21 protein-coding genes are annotated in these 26,703 nt (G+C 43.2%); 10 read left to right on the top strand and 11 right to left on the bottom strand.

What is annotated here, in order from left to right:
* Positions 1-338: 338 nt before the first annotated feature.
* Together RCH20_RS10670 and yghU are read right to left on the bottom strand one after the other, a co-directional pair.
* Positions 339-1,541, bottom strand: a complete 1,203-nt coding sequence (locus tag RCH20_RS10670; RefSeq protein ID WP_327193565.1) for a DUF1176 domain-containing protein — start codon at positions 1,539-1,541, stop codon at positions 339-341.
* Positions 1,542-1,823: 282 nt separating this feature from the next.
* Positions 1,824-2,675, bottom strand: coding sequence for a glutathione-dependent disulfide-bond oxidoreductase (gene yghU / locus RCH20_RS10675; protein ID WP_327193566.1), 852 nt, complete (start codon positions 2,673-2,675; stop codon positions 1,824-1,826).
* Between the two features lie 279 nt (positions 2,676-2,954).
* Here yghU and RCH20_RS10680 point away from each other — a divergent pair, with 279 nt between their 5' ends.
* Complete coding sequence (locus RCH20_RS10680) at positions 2,955-4,331, top strand: DHA2 family efflux MFS transporter permease subunit (RefSeq protein WP_327193567.1); 1,377 nt, start codon at positions 2,955-2,957, stop codon at positions 4,329-4,331.
* Between the two features lie 168 nt (positions 4,332-4,499).
* Here the strand turns inward: RCH20_RS10680 and bfr (RCH20_RS10685) are convergent, their stop codons facing one another.
* The 3 genes from bfr (RCH20_RS10685) to RCH20_RS10695 all read right to left on the bottom strand — a co-directional run bounded on the left by bfr (RCH20_RS10685) (position 4,500) and on the right by RCH20_RS10695 (position 6,118).
* The gene (gene bfr, locus RCH20_RS10685) at positions 4,500-4,982 is read right to left on the bottom strand and encodes a bacterioferritin (protein WP_209957367.1); all 483 of its coding nucleotides are present in this window, start codon (positions 4,980-4,982) and stop codon (positions 4,500-4,502) included.
* Between the two features lie 74 nt (positions 4,983-5,056).
* Positions 5,057-5,545, bottom strand: coding sequence for a bacterioferritin (bfr, locus tag RCH20_RS10690; RefSeq protein ID WP_209957365.1), 489 nt, complete (start codon positions 5,543-5,545; stop codon positions 5,057-5,059).
* Between the two features lie 381 nt (positions 5,546-5,926).
* Positions 5,927-6,118: a (2Fe-2S)-binding protein gene (locus RCH20_RS10695; protein WP_209957362.1), complete on the bottom strand. Its 192-nt coding sequence runs from the start codon at positions 6,116-6,118 to the stop codon at positions 5,927-5,929.
* Positions 6,119-6,841: 723 nt separating this feature from the next.
* Here RCH20_RS10695 and RCH20_RS10700 point away from each other — a divergent pair.
* Positions 6,842-7,153 carry an ArsR/SmtB family transcription factor gene (locus tag RCH20_RS10700; protein WP_209957360.1) on the top strand — a complete coding sequence of 104 codons (312 nt, stop codon included), beginning with the start codon at positions 6,842-6,844 and terminating at the stop codon, positions 7,151-7,153.
* A gap of 197 nt (positions 7,154-7,350) precedes the next feature.
* Here the strand turns inward: RCH20_RS10700 and RCH20_RS10705 are convergent, their stop codons facing one another.
* The 5 genes from RCH20_RS10705 to RCH20_RS10725 form a co-directional block, all read right to left on the bottom strand.
* Complete coding sequence (locus RCH20_RS10705; protein WP_209957358.1) at positions 7,351-8,073, bottom strand: sulfate/molybdate ABC transporter ATP-binding protein; 723 nt, start codon at positions 8,071-8,073, stop codon at positions 7,351-7,353.
* Between the two features lie 135 nt (positions 8,074-8,208).
* Positions 8,209-9,129, bottom strand: coding sequence for a sulfate ABC transporter permease subunit CysW (gene cysW / locus RCH20_RS10710; RefSeq protein ID WP_327193568.1), 921 nt, complete (start codon positions 9,127-9,129; stop codon positions 8,209-8,211).
* A 1-nt stretch (position 9,130) separates the two neighbouring features.
* Positions 9,131-10,015 carry a sulfate ABC transporter permease subunit CysT gene (gene cysT / locus RCH20_RS10715; RefSeq protein WP_442793133.1) on the bottom strand — a complete coding sequence of 295 codons (885 nt, stop codon included), beginning with the start codon at positions 10,013-10,015 and terminating at the stop codon, positions 9,131-9,133.
* Positions 10,016-10,231: 216 nt separating this feature from the next.
* Positions 10,232-11,341 (bottom strand): sulfate ABC transporter substrate-binding protein, encoded by a 1,110-nt coding sequence (locus tag RCH20_RS10720; protein ID WP_327193569.1) that lies wholly within the window; start codon positions 11,339-11,341, stop codon positions 10,232-10,234.
* Positions 11,342-11,505: 164 nt separating this feature from the next.
* Positions 11,506-12,585: a sulfate ABC transporter substrate-binding protein gene (locus tag RCH20_RS10725; protein ID WP_442793134.1), complete on the bottom strand. Its 1,080-nt coding sequence runs from the start codon at positions 12,583-12,585 to the stop codon at positions 11,506-11,508.
* Between the two features lie 615 nt (positions 12,586-13,200).
* Here RCH20_RS10725 and RCH20_RS10730 point away from each other — a divergent pair.
* A complete protein-coding gene (locus tag RCH20_RS10730; RefSeq protein ID WP_327193571.1) occupies positions 13,201-13,737 on the top strand; it encodes a hypothetical protein in 537 nt (178 codons plus the stop codon).
* Between the two features lie 99 nt (positions 13,738-13,836).
* On the opposite strand, the gene sat is transcribed toward RCH20_RS10730, so the two are convergent.
* Positions 13,837-15,090, bottom strand: coding sequence for a sulfate adenylyltransferase (sat, locus tag RCH20_RS10735; RefSeq protein WP_327193572.1), 1,254 nt, complete (start codon positions 15,088-15,090; stop codon positions 13,837-13,839).
* A gap of 404 nt (positions 15,091-15,494) precedes the next feature.
* Between sat and RCH20_RS10740 the strand changes: the two genes are divergently transcribed.
* The 7 genes from RCH20_RS10740 to RCH20_RS10770 all read left to right on the top strand — a co-directional run bounded on the left by RCH20_RS10740 (position 15,495) and on the right by RCH20_RS10770 (position 26,698).
* Complete coding sequence (locus RCH20_RS10740) at positions 15,495-17,180, top strand: nitrite/sulfite reductase (protein ID WP_209957344.1); 1,686 nt, start codon at positions 15,495-15,497, stop codon at positions 17,178-17,180.
* Positions 17,173-17,775 carry a DUF934 domain-containing protein gene (locus RCH20_RS10745; protein ID WP_327193573.1) on the top strand — a complete coding sequence of 201 codons (603 nt, stop codon included), beginning with the start codon at positions 17,173-17,175 and terminating at the stop codon, positions 17,773-17,775. Before RCH20_RS10740 ends, RCH20_RS10745 begins: the two co-directional genes overlap by 8 nt.
* Positions 17,776-17,855: 80 nt before the next feature.
* The gene (locus tag RCH20_RS10750; protein ID WP_327193574.1) at positions 17,856-18,494 is read left to right on the top strand and encodes a phosphoadenosine phosphosulfate reductase domain-containing protein; all 639 of its coding nucleotides are present in this window, start codon (positions 17,856-17,858) and stop codon (positions 18,492-18,494) included.
* 275 nt (positions 18,495-18,769) lie between these two features.
* On the top strand, positions 18,770-20,518 hold the full coding sequence (gene cobA, locus RCH20_RS10755; protein ID WP_327193575.1) for a uroporphyrinogen-III C-methyltransferase: 1,749 nt from the start codon (positions 18,770-18,772) through the stop codon (positions 20,516-20,518).
* Positions 20,519-20,752: 234 nt separating this feature from the next.
* Entirely contained in the window at positions 20,753-22,411 is a 1,659-nt protein-coding gene (locus tag RCH20_RS10760; protein ID WP_327193576.1) for an exonuclease SbcCD subunit D C-terminal domain-containing protein, read from the top strand.
* A gap of 67 nt (positions 22,412-22,478) precedes the next feature.
* Positions 22,479-26,423 (top strand): AAA family ATPase, encoded by a 3,945-nt coding sequence (locus RCH20_RS10765; RefSeq protein ID WP_327193577.1) that lies wholly within the window; start codon positions 22,479-22,481, stop codon positions 26,421-26,423.
* 17 nt (positions 26,424-26,440) lie between these two features.
* Positions 26,441-26,698: a hypothetical protein gene (locus RCH20_RS10770; RefSeq protein ID WP_327193578.1), complete on the top strand. Its 258-nt coding sequence runs from the start codon at positions 26,441-26,443 to the stop codon at positions 26,696-26,698.
* Positions 26,699-26,703 lie beyond the last annotated feature (5 nt).

A 26,703-nucleotide genomic window follows, 5' to 3' on the forward strand; every position in this document is an offset into this window, starting at 1 on the left:
AAAGCTGACAAATGCAAACAACAACCAATCTAGTCCATAATATATGGAGCCAGTAGATAAGATATGAGTCAAAAATAATAGGATTATTTAAGTACACAAAATCATCGGCAACAATTACTCTCGGTCATCCTAGACCCAAAATCGCAGGCGATGTTATCAATCTCATAATTCACGTCAGTCGAAGCTAACGTGGCGACGCAGTATAGCACAACAAAATTGCTATCTGTGTTTAATTTCTAATTTTTTATAAAGTTTCAGGTATTTGCTGCTAATAATCACTTTCTAACAATGGTAAATAATGGCGACGCCACACTTATTTGCCATAAAGTTAGTGTCAGTTAACGCGATGTGGTTACTTCAGAGACGTAGGTTGGCATCTGCCACGCGCCGCCAGCTTCTATTAAACGACAAAGTCCAGTGGTACTTTCATGACTTTTAACGAAGTGGTTGCCGGTCCATAACCAGTCAGTTCTAGAGGCACAGTCGCCAATACCGCGCCCCTTTTGTACTGAGCTTATCTTACCATTGCTATAGTCTGTTGCACTGCTAGTGACCAGTGTTGGTTTATGGGGCTTGCTGTCGTTCAACAGCCATATGCCTGTGCCGGTATTGTATGCACCCGTCCAACAACTGTGCTTCGCTAATAACTGGGCGCTGTTTAGGCGACTAACACGCCATGGTGACTTGTCAAACAGGTTTGGACAGTCACTACTCGCATCTTTCATCGTATTTTGCATCAGTGTAGACAGCTGTGAGGACTTCATACTAAAACTTTTATTGCTACTCGAGGTTGCTTTGGTATCGGGTATTACTAAACGTAACGACGGTGCAGGCTCAGAGGCTAGTATGCCATTATTAGATTTACGAGTGTTTTCATTACTAATAAAGGCGCTTGTTGTCCCTATCCGGCCTTGTGCTTCATCAGCTTTGAGCATCATGGCGGTTGCCCCTTTATCAGACAGTTGCCAACGCGAATTACGCAGTACCAGCTCGATCTTGCTGGATTTAGTTAATGCTTCTAGCAGAGCGGTTACTTGAGATGGGGTGAGATCTGCATCTCCAGCAGCAGCTGAGAAGGGCTTGGTTTCTCCCAAGTCTTTATCATTAATAAATAACGAGATGCGGTGGCGATTGCCCAATTGCATCAACGCCTTCGACGAATTCTCTTTAGCACCACCAAGCTTAACTTTGCCGTCTACGCTAGCATTAGCACCAGCGCGGCGAGTCAATAATATAGATACTGGAAATTCGCTGTCATTCTCAGCCTGATAGCCAGCCAGCCGGCATGTGCGTGTATTATCACAGACTACTTGCCAGTCTTGATAGTTAAACGCAACAGGCGCCGCTGCAATACTCATAGGGCTGATTAAAGACATGCCCATCGCAGTAAAAATAGGCAGCAGGAGTTTATTTTTGAATATCGATTTTAGTGTACTATTTAAATCAAAACAGCTATCAACATGATTATAGTGGTCAGCATTATTATCGTTTGTTAGTAACGGTACCTTTACAAGCTTATTATAGTCATTTTTTCTTATCATCAAACATCCTCATTAATCGAAGAGATATGAACGTCTACCCCTTATGATGGCAGGCAGCCATCTTAGCTTACCTATGTAAGCTATCTGTCTAAGCCATGTATCGCTATATAAGTAGCAATGTAAGTAATGACGTAAGTAATGACGTAATTTGTAAATTTATATTCTTTTATATGGATATAATTACCATAAAAATTAATAAAAGTGAAGGTTAATAAGTAACTTACTTATTAACCTTATTATTCGTATTACTTTTATTATCGACGTTTATTAACTGGTTGCCAATTAATCAAGGGGTTTCAACGTTAATGCTGCGGCTCGTTTTACCGCTGGGCGTTCAGCTATTTTTTTCGCCCAACGTTGTACATGTTCATAACTATCAACCTGTAAAAATTCAGCTGCATTATAAAGTTTGCCAAGTACCAGCTGGCCATACCATGCCCAAATAATGATGTCAGCAATGTTGTAGTCGGTTTCCTCGTTACCACACATATACTCATGATCTTTTAAATGGATATCTAATACATCGAGTTGACGTTTAGTCTCCATAGCGTAGCGATTGATAGGGTATTCCATCGGTTCGGGTGCATAAGCATAAAAATGCCCAAATCCGCCACCTAAGAAAGGCGTACTACCCATCTGCCACATAAACCAAGACAAGCATTCTGCCCGCGCCTCACCTTGTGACTCATTATGCATGGGGACAAATTTGCCAAATTTTTCAGCTAGGTACCATAAAATGGCACCCGACTCGAAAAGCCTGATAGGCTTGCCAGATTCAGAGTGATCCACTAGTGCAGGAATTTTAGAATTAGGATTAATAGCAACGAAGTCTGAACCAAACTGATCGCCTTGAGAGATATCGATTTTGTAGGCATCGTAGGCCGCCTCTTTTATGCCAAGTTCAGCCAACTCTTCTAGTAGAATATTGACCTTAACGCCATTCGGCGTATTCAACGAATAAAGCTGTAGCGGCGCCTCACCTACTGGCAAGTCTTGCTGTTGGCGTGAACCGGCCGTTGGACGATTGATACTAGAGAACTGGCCTCCATTTTCTTTATCATTGGTCCAAACTTTAGGTGGCGTATAGTTATTATTCTGTGCACTGGTATTCGTTTGGTTACTATCATTACTCATAAGATATCCTGTAGCTTGATGGGTGCCCTACTATAGTTAACGGTTAGCTACTTCATAAAGCCCTCTCATGTAATTAATGTATCTATTTTTAAACTGAGTTTTACAACAGACGGTAATCTAGGTTTTAAATGGCGCTTTTCTTACCAACTTTTTGAGCCCACTGCGTTACAATGTGCTGTTAGTGTTTATAAGCGTGAGGTCATTAGAGATGTTGTTAGCTGTAGCAATCTCTAAACAGACATAGCCTTTGGTATGAGAGATAGAGATGATGATTTCAGTATGGTGACATTAACAGCAACCCAAACTAAATACCTGCCATACGTGCTAGCAGTGGCGCTGTTTATGCAGATTCTAGATGCCACTATCTTAAATACGTCACTGCCGCAAATGGCGCAAGCGCTTGGTGAGTCGCCACTCAAAATGCAGTGGGCGGTGATCAGCTATGCCTTGACCTTAGCTATATTTATTCCTATTAGTGGGTTTTTAGCGGATAAATATGGGACGCGGCGGGTATTTTTATCTGCAATTATTATCTTCTGTATTGGCTCACTATTATGTGCCGCCTCTCCTACCTTAGACTTTCTGATTGGTTCGCGCATTGTACAAGGCATCGGTGGCGCAATGATGACACCGGTCGCACGTCTAATTTTGGTCAAGTCCTATCCGCGCAATCAGCTGTTAACGGTGATGAACTTTGCAGTGATTCCAGCCTTGATCGCGCCTTTAGTTGGGCCGTTACTAGGCGGTTACATAGTGCAGTATGCCAGTTGGCATTGGATATTTTTGATTAACATTCCAATGGGAGTATTGGGCTTTGTGTTAGGCAGAAAGCTGGTACCGGCACTATTTGAGGATACCAAACGTCTGGATTGGACAGGTTTTGTGTTATTTGCAGCAGCGGCTTGTGGGTTTACACTAGCGGTTGAGTTCGGTGCGCAGACTGGTCGTGGGCTATATGGCTTACTGCTTGCCCTAACAGCCACCGTCCTAATCGGGGTTTATGTTTGGCACGCCAAACGTCAACCAGCACCGCTATTTCCCTTAAGTTTGTTCGACATCCGTACTTTTCGCATTGGTATTACCGGTAACTTGTTTACGCGCCTTGGCATCAGCGCAGTGCCTTTTCTACTGCCGCTATTACTACAAGTGGTGTTTGAATATTCTCCCTCGCAAGCAGGTTGGCTACTCGCTCCTATCGCTGTGGGTGCGATAGGAATCAAACCTTGGGTGAGTAAACTTATTCAGCGCTATAGCTATCGTACTGTGCTGGTCTATAACACCTTTTTGATGGGTGTTTTGATTATCGTGTTGGCACAGTTTAGCGACTCATCACAATGGCCGTGGTTCATACCTATTTTGACGATAATGGGCGCTTGCAACTCCATGCAATTTAGTGCGATGAACACCATTACTATTGGCGATCTAGAAGGCACGCAAACCAGTAGCGGTAACAGTCTCATGGCGGTCAATCAGCAGCTGGCCATTAGCTTTGGTATTGCGTTTGGTGCCGCAATGCTTATTTTACTGCGTGAGCGGCTACAGTTTGATACCTTAATGGCATTTCAAACCACTTACTGGATATTAGGTAGTCTAACCATTCTATCAGGACTGTATTTTCTACGTCTCAAACCAGAAGATGGACGCGGACTTTATTGATACAGTTTGGCAATGATAGACCATTAACAAATAATAACTTACAGCAAGTTACTGAATCTCGGCCACAAAAAAGCCAGTGAGCACTCTATATAAAATAAAGCATTGGCTGGCAAGTTTAAGCAATATTATCCGGTTTAAACGACCTGAGACATTTCGATATTTTATTATCTAAGGCGCGCTATCATCATCAATTTGCGATTGGATGTAATTCTGTACCCCAAGATCTTGAATCAAGTCTTCTTGAGTCTCTAACCAATCTTGATATTCTTCATTACCATCTTTAAGTATGATCAGTAACTTACGTGATACATAGTCATGACGCTCTTCACATAACGTGATGGCATCAGTAATGATATCGAACTTTTGCTGTTCTAAGCAGAGATTACCATTGATAATCTCTGGTACGTCTTCACCCACAAACACTTTACCCAAATCTTGTAAATTTGGCAGGCCCTCTAACAATAAAATTCGCTCAATCAAGTCATCTGACCATTTCATTTCTTGGATAGACTGATGATATAGAGAGTCATTGAGTGACTCAAGTCCCCAGTGCCTTGCTATGCGGGCATGCAAGAAATACTGGTTAATAGCTATTAGAGACTGTCCTAGAACCTTGTTTAGAGCCCGAATAACGTCTTTGTCACCTTTCATAACTTTTCTTCCTTTATGATTACCTGCTAAGCTCAATATCCCATCATACCTGTCAAGATCCATAATATTAGAATCTAAGCAAGATTAGGCGGCACTTCAGCCATTTGACTTTGTAGGTAATTAGGCAGACCAATCATATCAATCAGGCGCAGCTGCTGCTCGAGCCAATGGGCATGATCTTCTTCGGTGTCTTTGAGCTGTCCAACCAGCATTTCACGGGTCACATAGTCATGCTCTGTTTCACATATCGCGATACCATCTTTTAGATGCTGTTGTACTTCATATTCAAGATTGAGATCGAGCTGCAGCATCTCAGGAACTGTGCTACCGATATGAATGTCATTGACAGTCATCTTTGGCGTACCGCTAAGCATTAAGATACGGCGGATAATGGCTTGTGCATGCGCGGTCTCGTCTTGCATCTCATGGCTAATGCGATCGTACAGCTTGCCATAATACCATTCAGCATACATCTCAGAATGGATAAAATACTGGTCACGAGCAGCCAGCTCACCACCTAACAAGAAGTTTAAATAATCAATTACTTTTTGGCTACCTATCATAACGTACACTCCTATGGCTTTACCTGCTAGTTTACCCTGCATTCACACAATTAACTTCAAAACAGTTATTTTCTTTGAACGGTTTAGTAAAATTAATTTTAGTGAAGTCGACTAAAATTTTGTAGATATAGGTTAACATACAGGCCTAGTAGAGCCTGTAACGTTATGAACTAAGAATAAGATAACAGTTGAGAATCATAATCAACTGGCGTTATTGATAACGGTTCAATAGGGCTTTATGACAAACAGATAGGGGTTTAGACGTTACTCATATAGGCGACGACCGCCCTACTTTTAATGGACAATCAATAAGCAGTGACCATGCAGATTTACTAGGCTTCGGTCAAATGAGTACATAAGGGTGGTCTGAATAGACGATGCCTAGACGGCATAAGCTAGGACATCAAGTTTGGCATGATGTTCATCCAGGTAATCATTAACCATGGGCTCACAGCAGCCGCAGCAAGTGGCAACGTCAAGCGTATCTTTTAACCCATCAAGGGTATCGATACCTGAGGCAATGGCTGCCTGAATTTGCTTTTCTTTCACGTTATTACAGATGCATACGTACATGTGCTTGCTCCTATAGTGATTATTATTTTCACTTATGCTCATTCTTTAAGCCAAACGCTTGTATTTGGGGAGTAATGTCCCTATAAACGACTATTGGCGAATAGATAAGTTACTTAACAATCAATATGTTACCACTTTTGACTTAGTGATGATTATAATAACGATAATTATTACTATTTACAATGACTTTTAGAAAAAAAGTTACTAAAAGCAGAATCGAAAGCGTTTTTTGCTACTATCTTGATGAATCTGATATTCAAATAACAGCATGATTGCTTATTCTAATATGGATACTTGCAATAACAGAAAGTTATTACAAGCCGCCACCGTTTAATTTTATACTGAGGCTATTGTTATAAGTTATAAATAGTAGTGAAATTATGATGAAAGGTAGTAAAATTACGATAAAGTGTAAATTAAGTCGTTTATTAATCGATATCATCTGTAACTGCTGTTATATTGATCTCTTAATACTTAAAGGTCGATAGTTGTTTTAGGTATAAAACTGCGGTCTGATTATTTAGCAAGCGACTTGTTTATAGACCTCTTGTACGCTATAGGCACCACCATCCGCGATGGTCACATTTTTGTCAAAATTTTTTATGTTTCATCGCATTCTATGCGCCCTCTTCTTGAATTATTAGTTGTTGAACTGATAGACAAGAGGATTAATTATAAGTTTTTAATGGGCGTAACAATATATTTGGTATTTGGAAATATTCTATGTCCGATCATAAATTTACGATACAACCTCTTGATCTATTTAAAGTGTTGTCTGATCCCACTCGTTTGAAGCTTTTTCAGATTTTATTTAAGAAAGAAGCTCGCTGTGTGGGCGAGCTGGTTGAACTACTTGATCAGCCGCAGCCGACCATATCTAGACATTTGAACCATCTCAAAAAATTAGGCATTCTTAATTGTGTGCGTGATGGTACGTGGATGTGGTACGAAGTAGCAGATGACCTCCCAGAATGGTGTCACACTATTTTAGAAACCACCTATGATACTTTGCTTAAGCAAGTGGACAGACACTAATGACTGAATTAGAGTCGTAACTCGCTCTTTCTATAACCATAAAAAAAGACCTACAGCTGTAGGTCTTTTTTTATGGTTAAAACAAATAATAATTAAGTGCTAGAGTTAAAGTACCTTAAAAACGCGACGGTACTGCTGCTATAAACTTTTTGCAGCCTCTGTCTGCGTAGGCACAGCAAGCCAGCTTACACTATAGTTTAGGTTAGGTCTAAAAAGTCACTGACAAAGGCGTTGGATGGATTGTGGAACAATGACTCTGGAGTCCCTACTTGCTCAACACGACCCTGATTCATGACCACAATCTCATCAGATACAGCGCGCGCTTCTTCTTGGTCATGAGTAACCATAATACTAGTAATACCGAGCTCATGATGGATATCTTTTAGCCAGGTGCGCAGCTCTTTACGTACTTTAGCATCGAGCGCGCCAAAGGGCTCATCGAGTAATAATAGCTTCGGCTTTACCGCTAGCGCACGCGCCAGCGCAATACGTTGACGCTGACCGCCTGAGAGCTGATGCGGATAAGCATTGGCAATTTGCGGTAACTGTACTAAATCTAATAACTCTGCCACGCGCTTATTAATGTCGGCTTTGTTCGGTCGCTCATGTTTCGGTAATAAGGTCAGCCCAAATGCCACGTTATCCGCGATGTTTTTATGACGAAACAGCGCATAGTTCTGAAACATAAAGCCGATATGGCGTTTTTGCACAGGGGTATTAGTGACATCGACTTCGTCAAACAGTACCTGCCCTGAGTCGGCATACTCTAGCCCAGCAATAATACGCAGCAAGGTGGTTTTACCACAGCCAGAAGGGCCCAATAATGTAGTCATCTTACCAGTAGGTACGGTGACACTGATATCATTTAAGGCCGCAAAATTGCCAAACTTTTTATCAACGTTTCTAATCTCGATGCTCATAGCGGTATCTCTTATTATCTCTCATGTTGGGTCTTTTGCAGCGTGGCAATGGCAGCTTGGTAATAATAGTGCGGTAATTGCCTATTGGCTGAGCGATCTTGCAAGCGATCAGTCAATGCTATGGTTCAAATATTGTTATTTCTTTTCAACCGTCGCATTAGCACTGACTGGTAGTTTGGGTGCACTGACCAACCGTTCAGACTTGGCAAATTTGCGCTCTTGGTACTTAGTCATCACTTGTTGGACCAGTAGTGTGATTAAGGCCAAACCAGCAAGTAGGCTTGATAAAGCAAAGGCGGCGGTAAAGTTATAATCATTATAAGCAACTTCCACCAACAACGGCATGGTGTTGGTCTCACCGCGAATATGACCGGAGACCACACTAACTGCACCAAATTCGCCCATCGCCCGTGCATTAGTCAAGATCAAACCGTATAACAATGCCCATTTAATATTAGGTAAGGTTATGTGCCAAAACGTTTGCCAACCGGTGGCGCCTAGTGTCAATGCTGCTTGTTCCTCAGAATCACCTTGGGTTTGCATTAAGGGTATCAGCTCGCGCGCCACAAAGGGAAAGGTCACAAATAAGGTTGCCAATACAATACCGGGGACCGCATAAATAATCTGTATACCCATGCTTTCAAGCCAGCCACCAACAGTAGAGTTGAGACCAAATAACAGGATAAACATCAAACCGGCAACTACCGGCGACACCGAAAATGGTAAGTCAAGCAAGGTCGTGACTAGCTGTTTGCCTCTAAACTGATAACGGGTTACTAGCCAAGCAATTGCTACGCCCATCACCATATTGATAGGCAGTACAATAGCGGCAGTGAGTAGGGTTAGTTTAATCGCTTGCAGGGCCTCTGGGTCGACCAGCGAGGCAATATAAAGCTGCCAACCGCCTTTTAAGGCCTCATAAAACACCGCAAGTAGCGGCACCACTAACATGATAATCATGAATAATACGGCAATGGTGATAAAAGTGCGTCTAATCCATGGCGTATCTCTGGTCGCAGGGTTGCTTTGGTAGTCGTAGCTATTGGCTATTTGCATCTTAGCGAGCTCCTACGCGGCGCGACAGTTTCCACTGTACGATATTAATGGTCAATAGAATAACAAACGAGATCATTAGCATAAATAACGCCACCGCTGAAGCACCCTGAATATCAAACTGCTCTAATTTACTGATAATAATCAATGGCAAAATTTCAGACTCCATCGGAATGTTACCCGCAATAAAAATCACTGAGCCGTACTCGCCAGTCGCGCGCGCAAACATCATACCTGCACCCATGAGTAATGCTGGCATCAGCTCTGGTAACAGAACTTTGCGAAAAGTAGCCAGACGATTGGCACCTAATACCGCCGAAGCCTCTTCAAATTCGACCGACAACTCTGCTAATACTGGTTGAACGGCACGCACAATAAACGGAAAGCTGACCACCACTAACGCGAGCCAAATACCTATAGGGGTAAAAGCCACTTGGATGTCAAACTTTTCAAACCATTGACCAATGAGACCGTTTGGCGCATACAAGGTGGCAAGCGAAATACCCGTGACCGCCGTGGGTAGCGCAAAAGGCAAATCGACCAAGGCATTAATTAAGGATTTGCCCCAAAATTCATAACGTACCAATACCCAAGCTACCAGCGTGCCGAACACCATATTGGTCAACATCGCCAAAAAGGACATCCATAAGCTCAGCTTGATAGCCGCCATGACCTGAGGCTGACTGATAGTCTCCCAAAATCCGCTCCAGCCCATTTGACTGGTGGTATAGGCCATCATTGCAAACGGTAATACCACCAATAACGACAAGCTAAAGACGGTGATGCCCATGCTCAGACCAAACCCTGGCAGCACGTTGCGCTGGCGCATGCGGGTCAGCCAGCCCTTTTTATTACTAGGTTTGCTGGCGGGAGAAGTTGTTGCACTCATAGTGATGTCCTATTGCTATTGCCTAGCTAATAATACTTATCGTTGCGACCATGCTGTCGTATGATGTTACCTATGCGTCGAACTCGGTATAAGCTCACGGCTTAAAGGAAATAAGGACATAGCGCGGTAAGCCATGTCCTTATTAACGCGTTATTAAGTTCGATTGTTGCAGCGGGTGTATTACTGAGACGCTATCTAAATAATCGTTGCAAAAACTTATTGCGGCGCATTAATCGCTAATTGATCAAATACCCCACCATCGCTGAAGTAAGTACCCATGATGTCATCCCATGAGCCAAAAGCTTCATTCGGACTGAAGGTATCAATCGGTGGTAATTTATCACCGTTTTTGTCAAGAACGCTTTTTACACTAGGACGCAAGTAAAGATCAGCGGCCAATTGCTGGGCCGGCTCACTCCATAAGTAATCAAGATAGGCTTTTGCGGCGTCAGTGGTACCTTTTTTATCGGTAACGGCTTTCACAATAGCGACCGGACTTTCAGATTTGATAGAATACTTAGGATAAACAATGTCTACTTTACCCGCACCAAAATCAGTAGCGGCAAGGTTGGCTTCGTTTTCAAAGGTAATCAACACATCACCGATACCGCGCTGGACAAAGGTAGTGGTCGCTGCACGCCCGCCATTCTCATAAACTTTCACGTTTTTGAGCATCTCTCTAACGTATTTTTTGGCAGGGGCTTCTTCGTTATTAAAAGCATGAAGGCCATAGCCATAAGCGCCTAAGAATGCGTAGCGACCATTACCGGTCACTTTCGGGTTGGCCATGACAATCTCAAGGCCAGGCTGGGTTAAGTCTTCCCAGTCTTTAATATTCTTAGGATTGCCTTTACGGACTAAGAATACGATAGTGCTGGTAAAAGGTACCGCATTGTCCGGAAACTGCCCTTCCCAGTCGCTATCTACTAAGCCTTTTTTCTCAAGTAATTCAATGTCTGAGCCTTGGTTCATGGTCGCCACATCAGCTTGTAAGCCACTAGCAATAGACAAGGCCTGCTTGCTGGAACCGCCATGAGACTGATTGACGGTCACATTGCTGTCTGGGTTTTCAGCTTTATAATGTTCAACGAATAGTGGGTTATAGTCTTTATAAAAATCGCGAGCCACATCATAAGAGACGTTTAGTAGCTCGATATTTTGACCTGCTGTTGGGGTGCCGTCAGCATTGGTAGCTTGTTCATTATTGCTACAGCCTGCAAGCCCCAAGGTCATCGCCACGCCAGTAATACTTAATACGCCAAGCGCTTTATTTTTATAAGGGCTGGATTTTTTGCCTAGCGCTTTTCCTGCTGCGTAAGTTGTCATAAGTGCCTCAATGTAATATATGATGTAATGCCGTTATGCTAACAGCGCTAGCTTATTATGTTTAATGATGAATATGCGTATGTTATTGCCAAAATGGAATAACAAGATTGTATTAATCATCTATAAAAAATAGTGGTTATTTTGTAGTTGTCAGCCAAAAAAGACTATTGACGACGTGCCAGCCGATCATACAGTCCGCCATCGACAAAAATAGTGTCCATAATCTGCTCCCAAGATCCAAACACCGCCACCGGCTCAAAGGTATCGATATTAGGCAGTGTATTTTTATTGGCAGCCAACACTTCTTTATCACTGGGGCGTAGATACATCTGCGCCATCAGCTGTTGCGCCGGCTTATCCCATAGACCTTTTAGATAAGCGTTTGCCGCGTCTGTGCTACCGTTTTTATCGGCGACAGTTTTGACCACCGCCACCGGATTATTAATAGCGATAGAATAGCTGGGATAGACAATCTCAACCCTACCTTTAGCAAATTCCTTAACGGCTAAATGCGCCTCATTTTCGGTCGTAATGAGCACATCACCTAGCATGCGCTGGGTAAAGCTGGTGGTCGCAGCCCGGGCGCCATTGTCATAAGTGACCACATTTGCTAATAGATCTTTGATATAGGCATTAGTTTGGGTTGGCAATGGTTCCTTCATGGACATAGACTCTTTAAAATGATGCAAGCCATAGCCATAGGCACCCAAAAAAGCATAACGTGCAGTGCCGCTAGTCTTCGGATTTGGCATCACAACCTCGACACCAGTACGCGCCAAGTCTTGCCAATCTTGAATATTCTTAGGATTTCCCGTCCGGACTAGCAGCACCATGGTACTGGTATAAGGTACGGCATTGTTCGGTAGCGCCTGTTGCCAGTCAGAGGCGACCAGCCCTTTTTCTACTAACAGATTCATATCAGTATTTTGATTGAAAGTCACCACATCTGCTTGTAGGCCATTCGCGACTGACAGCGCTTGTTTGCTTGAACCGCCATGTGATTGGTTGACAGCCACTTCACTACCCGGATACTTCGCCTTATAGGCCGTACTAAATAATGCGTTATATTCTCTATAAAAATCGCGCGACACATCATAAGAGACGTTCAGTAAATCGACATCTTGATTCGTACTAGCCGCCTGATTCGCAGGGTCACCATCTTGGGTTGCTTGGGTTGGACTGCAGCCAGCCAGCAATATTACCGCGGTAACCGCGCCACTTATTGCTAAAAATCGCGGAGACATACGGGTCTGAGCGGACACTAAAGAATGCAAAGAAGGATTAGTGTGGGGTAATACTTTGATAGCTTTGGCGAGGTGTCGCATGGTAGCTCTCTATAAAGTTAAGTTTATTATATGAGTGTTATTAAACCGTTTTTTATGACAATATTTATTGAGATAAAAATTATAGGGTAAAATCTGATACCGTTATGGTTAACAATAGTCATGCTAGCAGCTTGTGTGGGTAGCGCTTAATGATAAAACCGCTTATCAAGTGATTAACTTGGCATAAGTACAGGTCATTGATATTTTTAAATATTTTATTTTGCTATTCATTCTGCTAATGGGTGATGTGCTACGATTATAGTTACATAGTGTTATGGCTTATAATTTAGACTGTGGCATACTTTAACTGTCCAAAAGCTATAGCCCGTTCAAAATAAAAGACAGTCGTTTATAGCAACGCGCTACTGGTATTTTTTTGCTTGCTGTTCGCAGGCGTGCTTCGAGCCTGCAAAAGTCTATACCAATGGTACTGTGTCTTTTTTAAATTGGATAGACTGTAGCCTTTAGCCCTGCCTTTTGATTAACTACAGACGCACTATTTTTATGATAACTTTATGATAACAAGGCCTACCTATGATCAAAAACCTACGTAGTCGTTTATCCTTTTTTACGAAAACCTCCTTTCCTATAACCATTGCCGCTCTTGTCGCTTTGACCGGTTGCAGTGCACTGACGCCAACTGGCCCAAATATAGCCAAAAATACGGCGTCAGAGACTCAAAAATCCGCCGTACTCACGACAGCCGTACAAACTGTGATCGGTGACTACGTCTCTGATGGTTATGATAAACACACACAAGGTTATGATTGGGTTAGCGTGATGGTGCGACCTTCTGGCAACACTGAAATAGATATCAAAGTACGCGCACGTGCCGATATCAAGCAGCCCAGTTGTAGCTTTGATGGCACTGCTAAATTGATGGGCCAAGACAACGCACATGGGGTCATTTTTCAGACTGTCGCTAACGATAGCCTGACTTTTTTGCAGTTTAAAGAGGGCGTGTTAACCATCGATAGCCAAGACAAGTATGCGTTGAATTATTTCTGTGCTGGTGGCGCGACCTTAGCGGGCGATTATCAAAAGCTTGCTGGTAATTTGAAACTCAGCTAAAGGCAGCAATAGACAAACCTATAACCATAAAAAAGGTGCCAGATTTATCGTCTGACACCTTTTTTGTTGATTACTACATCAAATAGCTACCGCATCTAACTATACTGCAGACGCGCCAGTTAGTTTAACTTCAGCACGTTCTTCTTTTGCAATATTGGCATAGTAGCGACGTAAGACATCCAACACTTCTGGACGGCTAAAGTTATCTGGGACGTCTTCATCTTCAGATAAGGCTTTACGCAGCTTAGTACCCGATACCTTCACATGTTGACTGGCATCGTGTGGGCAGGTTTTGCTAGAGGCCATAGCGCTACAAGCATTACACCAAAACGTCCAATCTATTTTTAACGGCTGAGTAATTAGGTCGTCTTTTTCTAACGTCTCAAAAATAGTTTGCGCATCAAAGGCACCATAATAATCACCAACACCAGCATGGTCACGACCAACAATCAGATGGCTACAACCATAGTTTTGACGAAATAGCGCATGCAATAAGGCTTCACGGGGGCCCGCATAACGCATGTCTAGTGGATAGCCGGCTTGAATGACCGTATCTTGTTTAAAGTAATTGTCAATTAAGGTCTTAATGGCTTCTTGACGCACGTCGGCTGGAATATCACCGGGTTTGAGTGCGCCTAACAATGAATGTACCAATACCCCATCACAAATCTCGATGGCGATTTTGGCCAGGTATTCATGCGAGCGATGCATTGGATTGCGGGTTTGGAAGGCCGCAACCGTTTTCCAGCCTTTGTCCGCAAAAATTTGACGGGTTTGCTCAGGGGTTTTATAAGTCTCAGGATAAAGCGTTGGAAACTCACCTTCACTTAACACCTCAACACGACCCGCAATATTGACCTGGTCTTGGTTTAACACTTGCTGAACGCCCGGATGTTCACTGTCTATAGTGGTAAATACTTGCTGACACTCATGTGCTTTATCGATGGTATAGGTTTCTTCTACCGTCAAGATGCCCATGACCTCACCATTTTCAGCAACCAACGCGACTTTATCGCCTTGATTCAAATGATCAGCAGTCGCTTGAGGTGCGGATAAGGTAATTGGAATGGGCCAAAACAGACCAGCGTTAGCGCCGGTCTGCAAGTGCATGTTATCAACCACCCCTTGCCAATCCGCCTGATTCATAAAACCGTCAAGTGGGGTGAAACCGCCAATACCAAGCATGATCAAATCACCACGCTCGCGTGAGCTTAAAGTAATTTGTGGCAAGGTGCTGGCCAGTGTCAGCGCCTGTGTATGTGCATCACCAGTTAATAGCAAGGGCTTAAGCTCGGCGCTGCCGTGTGGTGGGACTAGTTTAGGTTTTGCTACGGCTGCTATAGACTGTGTCATATTAATATCAGGGACCTCAAATAAGTGCTAGTGAAATAGGCAGTAAAAAACTGGGTAACAGGCGTATGGATTAAAGTGTCATTCAGGATGGTTAATGACTAGATATCCGTGCTGTTTTGCACGATATAGGTGTTATACATAGGCTACCTAACTTTCGTTATGAAAATTTATGCTGTGTTTGGATATGGATATGACTTAAAGGAATTTATATTTCGAGGCGCAAGCTTATATGATGTAAAGCTACGTGGTCTTAAGCTAATTTTTTGAGACCTCACTAACCTTTTTCTTAATGCTACTAGCTAGCACATGATTTTTGCCACGGCTCTTAGTGTTGCTTTATCGCATTGACATAGCGCACTTTTTGACACCACCTTCAAGTTTAAAAACAAAATTGAGATTACGTCATGTATCAATATAACTATGCTGACCAAGCTTTGGTTGAGGAACGGGTTGCGCAATTTCGCGATCAAACTCAGCGGTTTTTAGCCGGTGAGCTGCCAGAAGAGCAGTTTTTGCCGCTGCGCTTGCAAAACGGACTTTATATTCAGCGTTTTGCGCCCATGCTGCGTATTGCTATTCCTTATGGACTACTTGCCAGCTATCAATTGCGCAAACTGGCTGAAATCACCCGTTTGTATGACAAAGGCTACGGGCACTTCACCACTCGCACTAATATTCAGCTGAACTGGCCAAAAATAGAGGACGTTCCAGATATCCTAGCGCATTTGGCTTCGGTGCAAATGCATGCTATTCAGACTTCTGGTAACTGTATTCGTAATACCACGACCGACCCTTATGCCGGTATTCATCAAGCAGAGATTGCCGACCCGCGTCCGTATTGTGAAATTATTCGCCAGTGGTCGACTTTCCACCCAGAGTTTGCTTTTTTACCACGTAAATTTAAGATTGCGGTTATCGGTACGGAAAATGACCGCGCCGCGACCCAAGTACATGATGTTGGCTTGCATGTGAAAACCAATGATGACGGCGAAATTGGTTTTGAAGTGATCGTTGGTGGTGGGCTTGGACGTACGCCAGTGATTGGCAAAGTTATCAACAAATTTTTACCGCGTAAGCATTTGCTCAGTTACTTAGATGCCATTTTACGGGTCTATAACTTACATGGCCGCCGTGATAATAAATACAAAGCACGCATCAAGATATTGGTTGAAAGCATGGGCGGTCGCGAGTTTGCCAAACTGGTTGACGCAGAATGGGAGGCCCATACTAAAGATGGCGCCCTCACGTTAACGGATGATAATTTTGCCACCGCTAGCAGCTATTTTAGTGCCCCTGATTACCTTAATATCGATGCGTTACAAGTGCAATCTGAGCTGCAACAGCTATTGACCAGCAATCAAGACTTTGCCAACTGGTATACCCAAAATACGGTCGCACATAAAGTGGCTGGTTATCGCGCGGTAGTCATTTCTTTAAAAGCAGGCTTGGTTGAGGGTACTTATGTGCCCTCAGGCGACGTGAATGACGTACAAATGGATGCCCTAGCTGATTTGTCTGACCGTTATAGTTTTGGTGAGCTGCGTAGTACCTATGAGCAAAATCTAGTGTTCGCTGATGTGCAAGTTAGTCATTTGTATGAGCTATGGCAGCAATTGGCCAAGCTGAATTTAGCCCGTGCCAATATCAATACCTTAACCGACATGATTGTCTGCCCTGGTTGGGACCATTGCTCCCTTGCCAATGCGACTACCTACAATATCGCCGAACAAATCGAAAAGCAGTTCGATGACCTCGATTACTTATATGATCTAGGTGATATCCGCCTGAACATGTCGGGCTGTATGAATGCTTGCGCCCACCATCATGTGGGGGATATTGGTATTTTGGGGGTCGATAAGAAAGGCGAACACTGGTATCAAATCAGCCTTGGCGGCAACTCTAGCGATGATGCCAAGCTTGGAAAAATATTGGGCAGAGCTGTCCCTGCTGCTGATGTCGCCAGTACCTTGCAGATAATTTTAGACCTTTATCTTGAGATACGTGCTAAAAATGACAATGATGTTGAAGGCTTTGGCGACGTGATTACCCGCGTTGGTATTGCGCCATTTAAGGAGAAGGTCTATGGGTAATCACCAAGTACTCAACAACAGCGGCATTAATATCAGTAGTCAAGATACCTGGTATGCCCTCACGACCGCTGAGCTGCCTGATGGTATTGCACTGACTCATATATCGCTACTTGAACTGCTACACAAACAAGAAAAACTCAATGTACTGCTACCATTTGCTGACTTATTGAGCGCTACTAATACGTTAGTGGGTGGTTTATTGCAACAAGTATATGAGCTCTTGATTCATCATACAGGCCGGCTTGGCGTTTGGATGACGGCTGACACCGATGCCGATGCGCTGGCAGGTTTGAGCGAGTTTTTATTGGCACAGGCACTGATTGTTGTTCATGTACCCGCCTTTACTGATGGTCGCGACTTTAGCTTTGTGCAAACGCTACGCCAGCTAGGTTATAAAGGCGAGATTCGGATGGCAGGCGCATTTGGCCGCGACCAAATTGCATATCTGTTACGGGTCGGCGCGGACAGTTTTGTGCTAAGCGAACATGATATGAAATCCAGCACTGATTTTGATTTAAGCCAAGCGTTTACCGCGCTGGCTAGTGCTCATTCCGGACGCAGCGCCGCCAGCTTGCCTATGTTCAGTGGGGCTTAAAAAGCGATAGCATTCATCTCTACTTATTTTCAGTTTCTTAATTTAATCTTTTCTTAATTTAACTTTAACAAGGACACCATATGAGTCAATTACATCCAAATCTAGACCTAGATCAAGCCAATAAAGAGTTACAAGGTAAATCGCCAGAAGACATCGTTGCCTGGGCACTTAGCCAGGCGAGCAATCCAATTATCACTACTAACTTCCGCCCTTACGAATCTGCTATCTTACACTTGGTCGCCAAGCAACGCCCAGATATTACGGTGCTATGGGTAGATTCAGGCTATAACACTGACGCCACCTATCAGTTTGCTAACCAACTAATTAGTGACCTAGATTTAAACGTCATTACTTATATCCCAAAGCAAACCAGTGCTCACCGCGACGCCACCATGAACGGCATTCCTGGCATTGATAATCCACAGCATGACGAATTCACTGACCAAGTCAAACTTGAGCCATTCCGCCGTGCGCTTGACGAGTTAAAACCTGATGTCTGGTTTAATGCCATTCGTAAAGACCAAACTGAATTCCGTCAAGGTCTTGATGTGCTAAGTTTGTCTAAAGATGGCGTGTTAAAAGTAGCACCGTTATTTGAAAAAACTGATGCTGACTTAGACAGCTATTTAGCTGAAAATAATCTACCGAACGAGCTCGATTACTTTGATCCGACTAAGGTAGAAGAGAATCGTGAATGTGGTTTACATACCCAGCTATAATAGGCGAATGGTTAACTGATCATTGAAAAAGTTAATACTAAAAAATCCTGCTTAACCTCAATATCCTGCTCAACTCAATACAGGATGGTTAAGCGGGATTTTTTTATACCCTCCATTGTTTTATACTGCTATTCCTTTTCGCATCAAAAATTCCCATCGTCATATCAAAAACGAATATGCTAATGCCAATACGCTAGGTGAGCATAAGCACGCAATGCCCCATAATAGTTTCATAAATTAATTGTAATTGACTGCAACCAACTAATGGTGACGATATGAACACCTTTCCGCTATTTTTTAAATTAGAAGGCCGCAAAGTGCTTATCGTTGGCGGCGGCGATGTGGCATTACGTAAAGCAGATTTGCTCAGTAGGGCTGGCGCGTGCATCACTATTCTTGCACCCGATATTTGCCCCGAATTACAGGCGCTGCTCACGAATGCTAAAGCTGGTAATAAACATCATCTGGTCTATGAAAATTATAATCAATCTTATATGACGGGTGCGCGCGTTATCATCGCTGGAACTGATGATGAAGCGCTCAACCAGCAAGTTCATGCCGATGCCACCGAATTAAATATTCCAGTCAACGTGGTCGATACCCCGCATTTATGTGATTTTATTTTTCCCGCTATTGTTGATCGCAATCCTATCGTGATTGGCATTTCCTCAAATGGTAAAGCGCCGGTGCTGGCACGTCTATTACGGGCGCGGTTAGAGACTTTAATACCCCAAGGCTATGGCAAGCTAGCCAAACTTGCTGGCGACTTTCGCGCAGAAGTTAAAACTAAAATACCGACCTTGACTGGACGCCGACAGTTTTGGGAACGTGCCTTTGAAGGTCAAGTCAGTGAATTGATGTTTGCTGGGAATGAAACCCAAGCATCGGCGCAGTTACAAGCAGATTTAGACAGCACTGCAGCTCAAATTATTAAAGACAATACGGTCCAAACCAGCTCATCTAATCTTACGAGCCAGCATGCGGACGGGCTAGAGACCCAAGCGATATCAGCGACTGCGCCAGTAATCGCGAATGAGTCAACGTCTAATGATCACAATAGTAGCCATGACATGACGGCCAAACCTGTACAACCCGTTGGTGAAGTTTATATCGTAGGCGCAGGACCAGGTGATCCAGAATTATTAACCTTTAAAGCGTTAAGGCTCATGCAACAAGCTGATATTGTGTTTTATGATGCGCTAGTATCCCCGCAAGTGCTAGATTTGTGTCGCCGTGATGCCGATAAAGTATTTGTTGGCAAGAAACGCAGCAACCATGCCGTCGCGCAGCTGGGTATCAATGAGCTATTGGTCAATGAAGCCAAACAAGGTCGACGCGTGGTGAGGCTTAAAGGTGGTGATCCGTTTATCTTTGGCCGTGGCGGTGAAGAGATTGAGAGCTTACGTGCCCACAGCATCCCTTACCAAGTCGTTCCAGGAATTACTGCTGCTAATGCCGCTGCCAGTTATGCTGGCATTCCCCTTACCCACCGAGATCATTCGCAGTCAGTACGTTTTGTGACTGGTTTTTTAAAGGCTGGCGCGCCCAACGATAATTTCAAAAATCTACTTGATACCGATGAAACCGTAGTTTTCTATATGGGGCTACATTCGCTGCCACGTTTGACTGAAGGCTTGATTACAGCAGGACGCAGTGTTGATACCCCTATCGCTATCATCTCCAATGCCAGTATGCCCAATCAGCAAGTATTGACTGGTACGCTTGCCAGCATCGTTGCATTACAAGAACAACACCAGCTGCCCACGCCAGCGCTATTAATAATGGGTGATGTGGTCGCGTTACATCATGATTTAGCTTGGTATAATTTACACAACCAGCAGCATAATCAGAACGTTAGCGACACGGCTGATAACTGGTTACGTGAAGGTACGGCTGCTACGCCTAGAGATGACATGATATCTAGTAGTCAATCCACTCGCCAGCAAGCACATGCGCTATCGATGGTAGCCAATCTTGCTGAGCAAGAAAAAGGTGATAGTTTAGAGCAGCTAGTGATTGGTTAGCTTTACGATAAAAACAGCAATAAAAAACCACTTTAGTAGATCTATTAGAGTGGTTTTTTTATTAAAAAATTAAGTCATAAAAATACATTCTTACTATAAAGTCTTGCCCTGCTGCCGAAATTATTATCAATACTTACTATTAATAATTATTGTCAAAAACCATTGCAACACAGCAAACCCTGCCAATTCTTGCTAGAATAAAAGCCTTCTATTAACCGTAATCATAACCTGCTTATGTCTATATCTGCTGCTGCCATGCCCTTATCTTCCGTCCCTAATGTCAGGCCTTTGAATGTCCTGCATACTTCCGATTGGCATTTGGGCCGTAGGTTGTATGGGCGCATGCGTTACGACGAGTTTGAGGCCTTCTTAAGCTGGCTGCATGATGCGATTATTGCACAGCAGATTGATGTGTTGATCGTCGCAGGCGATATTTTTGATACCATGACCCCAAGTAACAAAGCCCAAGCATTGTATTATGAATTTTTGGGGAAGGTATCAAAAACCTGCTGTCAGCATACCGTTATTGTTGCCGGTAACCATGATTCACCCTCTTTTTTAGATGCACCCAGCCAAGTGCTGAAATTTCTAAACGTCCATGTTATTGGAACCGCTTGTGATGATGTAAGCGATGAAGTCTTAGTTTTAAATGACGCAGACGACGTTCCACATTGCATTATTGCTGCCGTTCCTTATCTGCGTGACCGTGATGTACGTAATAGTGCGGCTGGCGAGTCTATGGACAGTAAAGACGCTAACGTTATCTCAGGCATACACGCGCATTATGAGGCGGTTGCCACCTTTGCTAAAGCGCATCAACGAGCGCTTGCTGAGTCCCACGAACATTATATTCCTGTTATTGCCACAGGGCATCTGTTTGCTGCTGGTGGTAGCACCACTGCTGATGATGGTGTACGCGACTTATATGTCGGTAACTTAGGTAAAATATCAGCTGACATGTTCGATGACTGTTTTGATTATGTCGCGCTTGGGCATTTGCATGTGCCACAGCGGGTTGGTGGGCGCGAGCATATTCGCTATTCAGGCTCGCCTATTGCGATGGGCTTTGGCGAGGCGCGCCAACAAAAGCAAGTACTACTAATACAGTTTGGCGCAGTGACCAATAGTTCTAATGAGGAAATTTTAGAAGATAAAAACTTACAATCAAACGCGACTAACAATATAGTGACGTCACAACCTGTTGGTGTAACCGCTTTAATTACTAAGCCAGAAACTGAATATGCAAATAACCGCTTAAAAAATACAGATATAAAAGCCAAGTATATGGATGACTTATTCGGTTTTGATGAGTCAGTAGACGATACTAATAATAACAATACTGACGATAAAAGTACTGAGAATAAAATTGCTCAAAATTTAACTAACCCCAATAATCAAGCAAAGCTTCTTGATGAAGATTTAAGTTCAACTGTCCTACCCGCCTCTAAGCTATTGCATCATGACAACTTGCGTAATATGCAGGTCACCTCCCTACCTATCCCTTGCTTCCAAAAATTAGCACAAGTTTCAGGCGATTTAGAAACTATAGCGACCACTATTCAAGCGCTTACGCAGTCACTCTCGTTATCAGAAACGTTATGGTTAGAAGTTGTTTATACCGGTGCTGATATTATCAGTGATTTGCGTGAACAGGTTAATGCTATGGTAGAAGGATTATCATGTGAGATATTAATAACTAAAAATCCACGCAACTATAATAAAGTGCTGAACCAAGAAAAGTCCTCAGAAACCTTGCAAGACTTAAATGAGCTAGAAGTGTTCGAGCGTTGCTTGAGTACTCATGAGGTGACAGACGCGCAAAAGTTGACCCTACGCGACGCTTATGAGCAGATACTTTATAACATCCATCATGATGACAGTCGGGCAGAATAGTAAAACATAACGCTTCGCTTAACTAAAAACTTCAAAATACATTAATCCAAAACTATAAGACCCAATAATGCGACTGATTGAACTGCGATTAAAAAATCTAAACTCTCTCAAAGGTGAATGGCATATTGACTTCACTGACCCCGCCTTTGTCAATGAAGGCATTTTTGCGATTACTGGGCAAACGGGCGCTGGCAAGACCACGATATTGGATGCGATTTGTTTGGCACTGTACAGCCAAACGCCAAGGTTGGGAGAGATCACGGGCTCTTCTAACGAGATGATGACCCAAGGTACGGGTGAGTGCTCGGCGGAAGTTTTGATAGAGATTGGCGATAAAATTTATCGCTGTTCATGGTATCAGCATCGCGCCTATAAAAAAGCTAAAGGTAAACTATCTGGTATTAAACATGAAATTAGTGACGCGAAAACAGGCGATATTTTAGAGGATGCCAAGTCTAAGACCACGCCCTTTATCCAAGAACTAATCGGTATGGATTTTAACCAATTCACCCGCTCGATTATGTTGGCACAAGGCAGTTTTGCTGCTTTTTTAAAGTCAGATACTGGTGACAGAGCGGCTATTTTAGAGAAAATCACTGGCACAGCCATCTATGCTGAAATATCTAAAAATGTCTTTGAGAAAAAACGTTTTGAGGAAGGTGAACTGGCTAAACTTCAAGCTGGCGTTGACAGTTTACCGCTATTAAGTAGCCAAGATGAGGCGCAGCTGCTAGTAGATTTAAGTGCACATCAAGAGACGCAGTTGGCACAGCGGTTGGATTTTAAGACCGTAACCGAACAACTGCAATGGTTGGATAAAGTTGCAGACTTAAAACGACAGTCAGCGCACTATCAAACGACGGTGACGAATGCGGCGCAAGATGCACAATCATTTATCCCAGAGTTAGCACGTTTGGAGGCAGCCAATAAGGCATTGGAGATTGACAGTCCATTTAGCCAGCTAGTCTACAGCCGTAATACAGCAAAGCGCTTGAATGGCGAACATCAAGACTTGCTAGATAACATTCCTGCCCAGCAGGCAGCGCTTGATAAATCCACAATAGACCTACACGCTGCGATTAAGTATGAGGCCCAAGCGGCAGATGAGCTACACGATTCTTTACCTATTATTGCCAAGGTACGTGAATTAGATGCAGATATAAAACAGCAAGCGCATGCTTTAGCGGATGATGATCGGCGTAAAACGTCATTATCGACCAACATCCAGCAATTAAAACAAGAGATAAGCGGTCACCAAGAAAACGAAAGACAAGCCAAAAGCCAACTAACGACAATAGCAAAATATCTCAGTACGCATCATGAGCTTACTGACCTTGATACTGATATTGCCACTTTTAATAGTAGCTGTAGTCGATTAAAAACCTTGCTGCAAAACAACACCAAACTAAGCAATGATAAGCTGATCGACCAAAATACTGCCCGCCAGCTAAAAGATGAACTGACACAATTATATAATAAGCAAGCGAAGGACAAATCACATACCACAGAGAAGCGTGAGCAACTTAGTGGTTTGCAACAGCAACAAGCAGATTTACTACAAGATAACTCGCTGAATGAGATGCGCGACCAGCAAGAGCAAATAGATACGGTTGCTAGCCAGTTGGATTCGGTCAGTTTTAAGCTGCAATCGTTAAATGAGCTTGCGACTCAAATTAAAAACATAAATTCAGCGCTGCCTACTATCAAGCAAGCACTGATTAGCCTCAAAGGTTTCATTCGTGATGATGAGGGTAGAATTAAAGACATAAAGCTCAAGCGTGAAGAAAAACAGGCGCACCTCAATCTACTACAAAAAGTCGCTAAGCTTGAAGACTATATTGCCGCGTTAGAAGACGATAAACCTTGTCCATTGTGCGGTGCAACAGAGCACCCTTATGCTCGTAACCATCCATTATTGGATAGCGATGCTCAAAATGAGCACTCTATCACTCAGCAAACTCAACAACAGCTTATTGAGCTGGACGAACTTATTGATGGATTGGAGAAAACGCTAGCGCAACATCGTATTGAGCAGGCAACCAAACAAAATAACCTTGAGCGTGAGCAACAGCAACTCACATCTTTGACCAATCAAGCTAAAGCGCTTTGCCATGATATTCAAACCCACATGAAGACAGTATTGGATTCGAATAATTCTTATTGCGCTTCAATCAGTACTATTATCAAGCCCTTTAAACAAATCAGTGCTGATATAAATACCTTTATAGACACCCTCGATCAGCAGATTAATTTGAACGAAGGTACTATAAACATCGAAATCATTACTAATGCTCTGTCTTTAATAAGTGCTGGCAAGCAAAATCTCACTCAAGAAAAAGCGACTCGTAAAGTTAAGCTGACTCAATACGACACGTTTAATCAGACTATTACTGAGATAAACAAAGCACTTGAAGCTAATGAGCGTCAGCAACAGACACTTTCTGACGAAATCAGTAACTTGTCGACTGATATAAAGCTGAATACTCAAAAGGTAGAAGGCACAGAGAGTACGTTGGCTGCTAATTTCTCTGAACTAGCAGAAGTGATCGCCGCAGTGGTCTCTGTAGTACATAAATATCCAATCAGTAAATATGAGGATGATTCAAACACTGCGCACACCGACAGTACGACCAAGCAGTCGTTGGAATTATTAGTACATAGCATCGATGATCAAGCTGTGCTTAATGAAATCGATTGTAATAATCATATAGACGGACTCCGGCAACAGCGTAGCGCCTTACTGCAATTGAAGCAGAATTTTATTGCCCAAAAAGACAATCAACAAACGTTGCAAACCACCCTCAACGGCTTAAGTGCCCAAATTACTACCAAACAAGCGCAGTTAGACGGTATAGCAGTTGATTTTCAACACCTCGTTACTGTTGTTACAGATAAAAAGGCTGCGGTTGAGCAACTGCGGCAAACCAGAATCGCACAGTTTGCTGACAAAAACTCAGATGACGAAGAAAACCGATTGCGTGCGCTACTTGATAAGGCAAAAACTGTACGAGCAACCATGCAAAGACAGCAAGATAATGCCAAGCAAGCACTTGAGCAACGACAAGACCGTGTGCAACAGTTAGCCAATCAGCTTGATGCTACTAGCGATACGCTTAAGGCGCAGGAAGATACTTTTGTAACTTTATTGGCACAATCACAGTTCACCACTGAAGCTGATTTTGAAAGCGCCCGTCTACCAAAAGAGTCGCGCGATGAATTAAAACAACGCCAAACTGCCATTGACTATGCACTTAATCAAGCTAAAACTCAGCTAAACAGTGTTCAACACTCATTAAACGAGCAGCTTGCCAATCCACTAACCAGCGAGCAGAGAGAAACGCTTGCCAGCAAACATCTGCAATTACAAACCGATATAGAGACGCGCCTTGGTGAGACCGGTGCTATTGAGCAACAGCTAAGAGCCAATGAGCAGCAAAAAGGGGCGCAAGCATCGCAGCATATCGCTATCAATGCCCAAAAAGAAAACATGCAAGTTTGGCAACAGCTATACGATTTGATTGGTTCTGCGGACGGCAAAAAGTATCGAACTTTTGCACAAGGCCTAACTTTTCAAGTCATGATCAGTCATGCCAATACCCAATTACAAAAGATGAGCGACCGCTACTTACTGATTCATGATGACAACAATCCGCTGGAGCTTAATGTTATCGACAACTATCAAGGTGGCGATGTTCGTAGTACCAAGAACCTCTCCGGTGGCGAAGGTTTCATTATTAGTCTTGCATTAGCACTTGGGCTATCGCAAATGGCCAGTCAAAACATTCGTGTCGATTCGCTATTTTTGGATGAAGGTTTTGGTACTTTAGATGAAGAGTCACTGGACATTGCCCTCGATACCCTCACCAGCTTACAACAAGAAGGCAAGCTGATTGGTATCATCTCTCACGTACAAGCGCTAAAAGAGCGCATCATGACCCAAATTCAGGTGACAAAAATATCTGGTGGTTTTAGTGAAATCACTGGTCAAGGCTGCTATAAAATTACAAGTTAACTATTACTGCGACTGGTATGACTGAGGATATCAAAGACGACATTGTTAATGCCCAAATTATTAATGCCCAAATTATTGATACTACTGGCAAACTGCGCTTGTCTACGGCGCCTATTGTAAAGCTGCTATATCATCATTCTTATGCCTACCAGCAGGCTGGCAAGTTCGGCTTTATTAATGGTCAAGGTACGATAGTATTAAAGCCACAGTTTGCTAGTTATTGCGATTTAGCAGACAATTTAGTAGGCCATAAAAAACCACTCTTAATGATTTAAGAGTG

Source organism: Psychrobacter sp. PL15 (genome assembly GCF_035984995.1).
Classification (GTDB): domain Bacteria; phylum Pseudomonadota; class Gammaproteobacteria; order Pseudomonadales; family Moraxellaceae; genus Psychrobacter.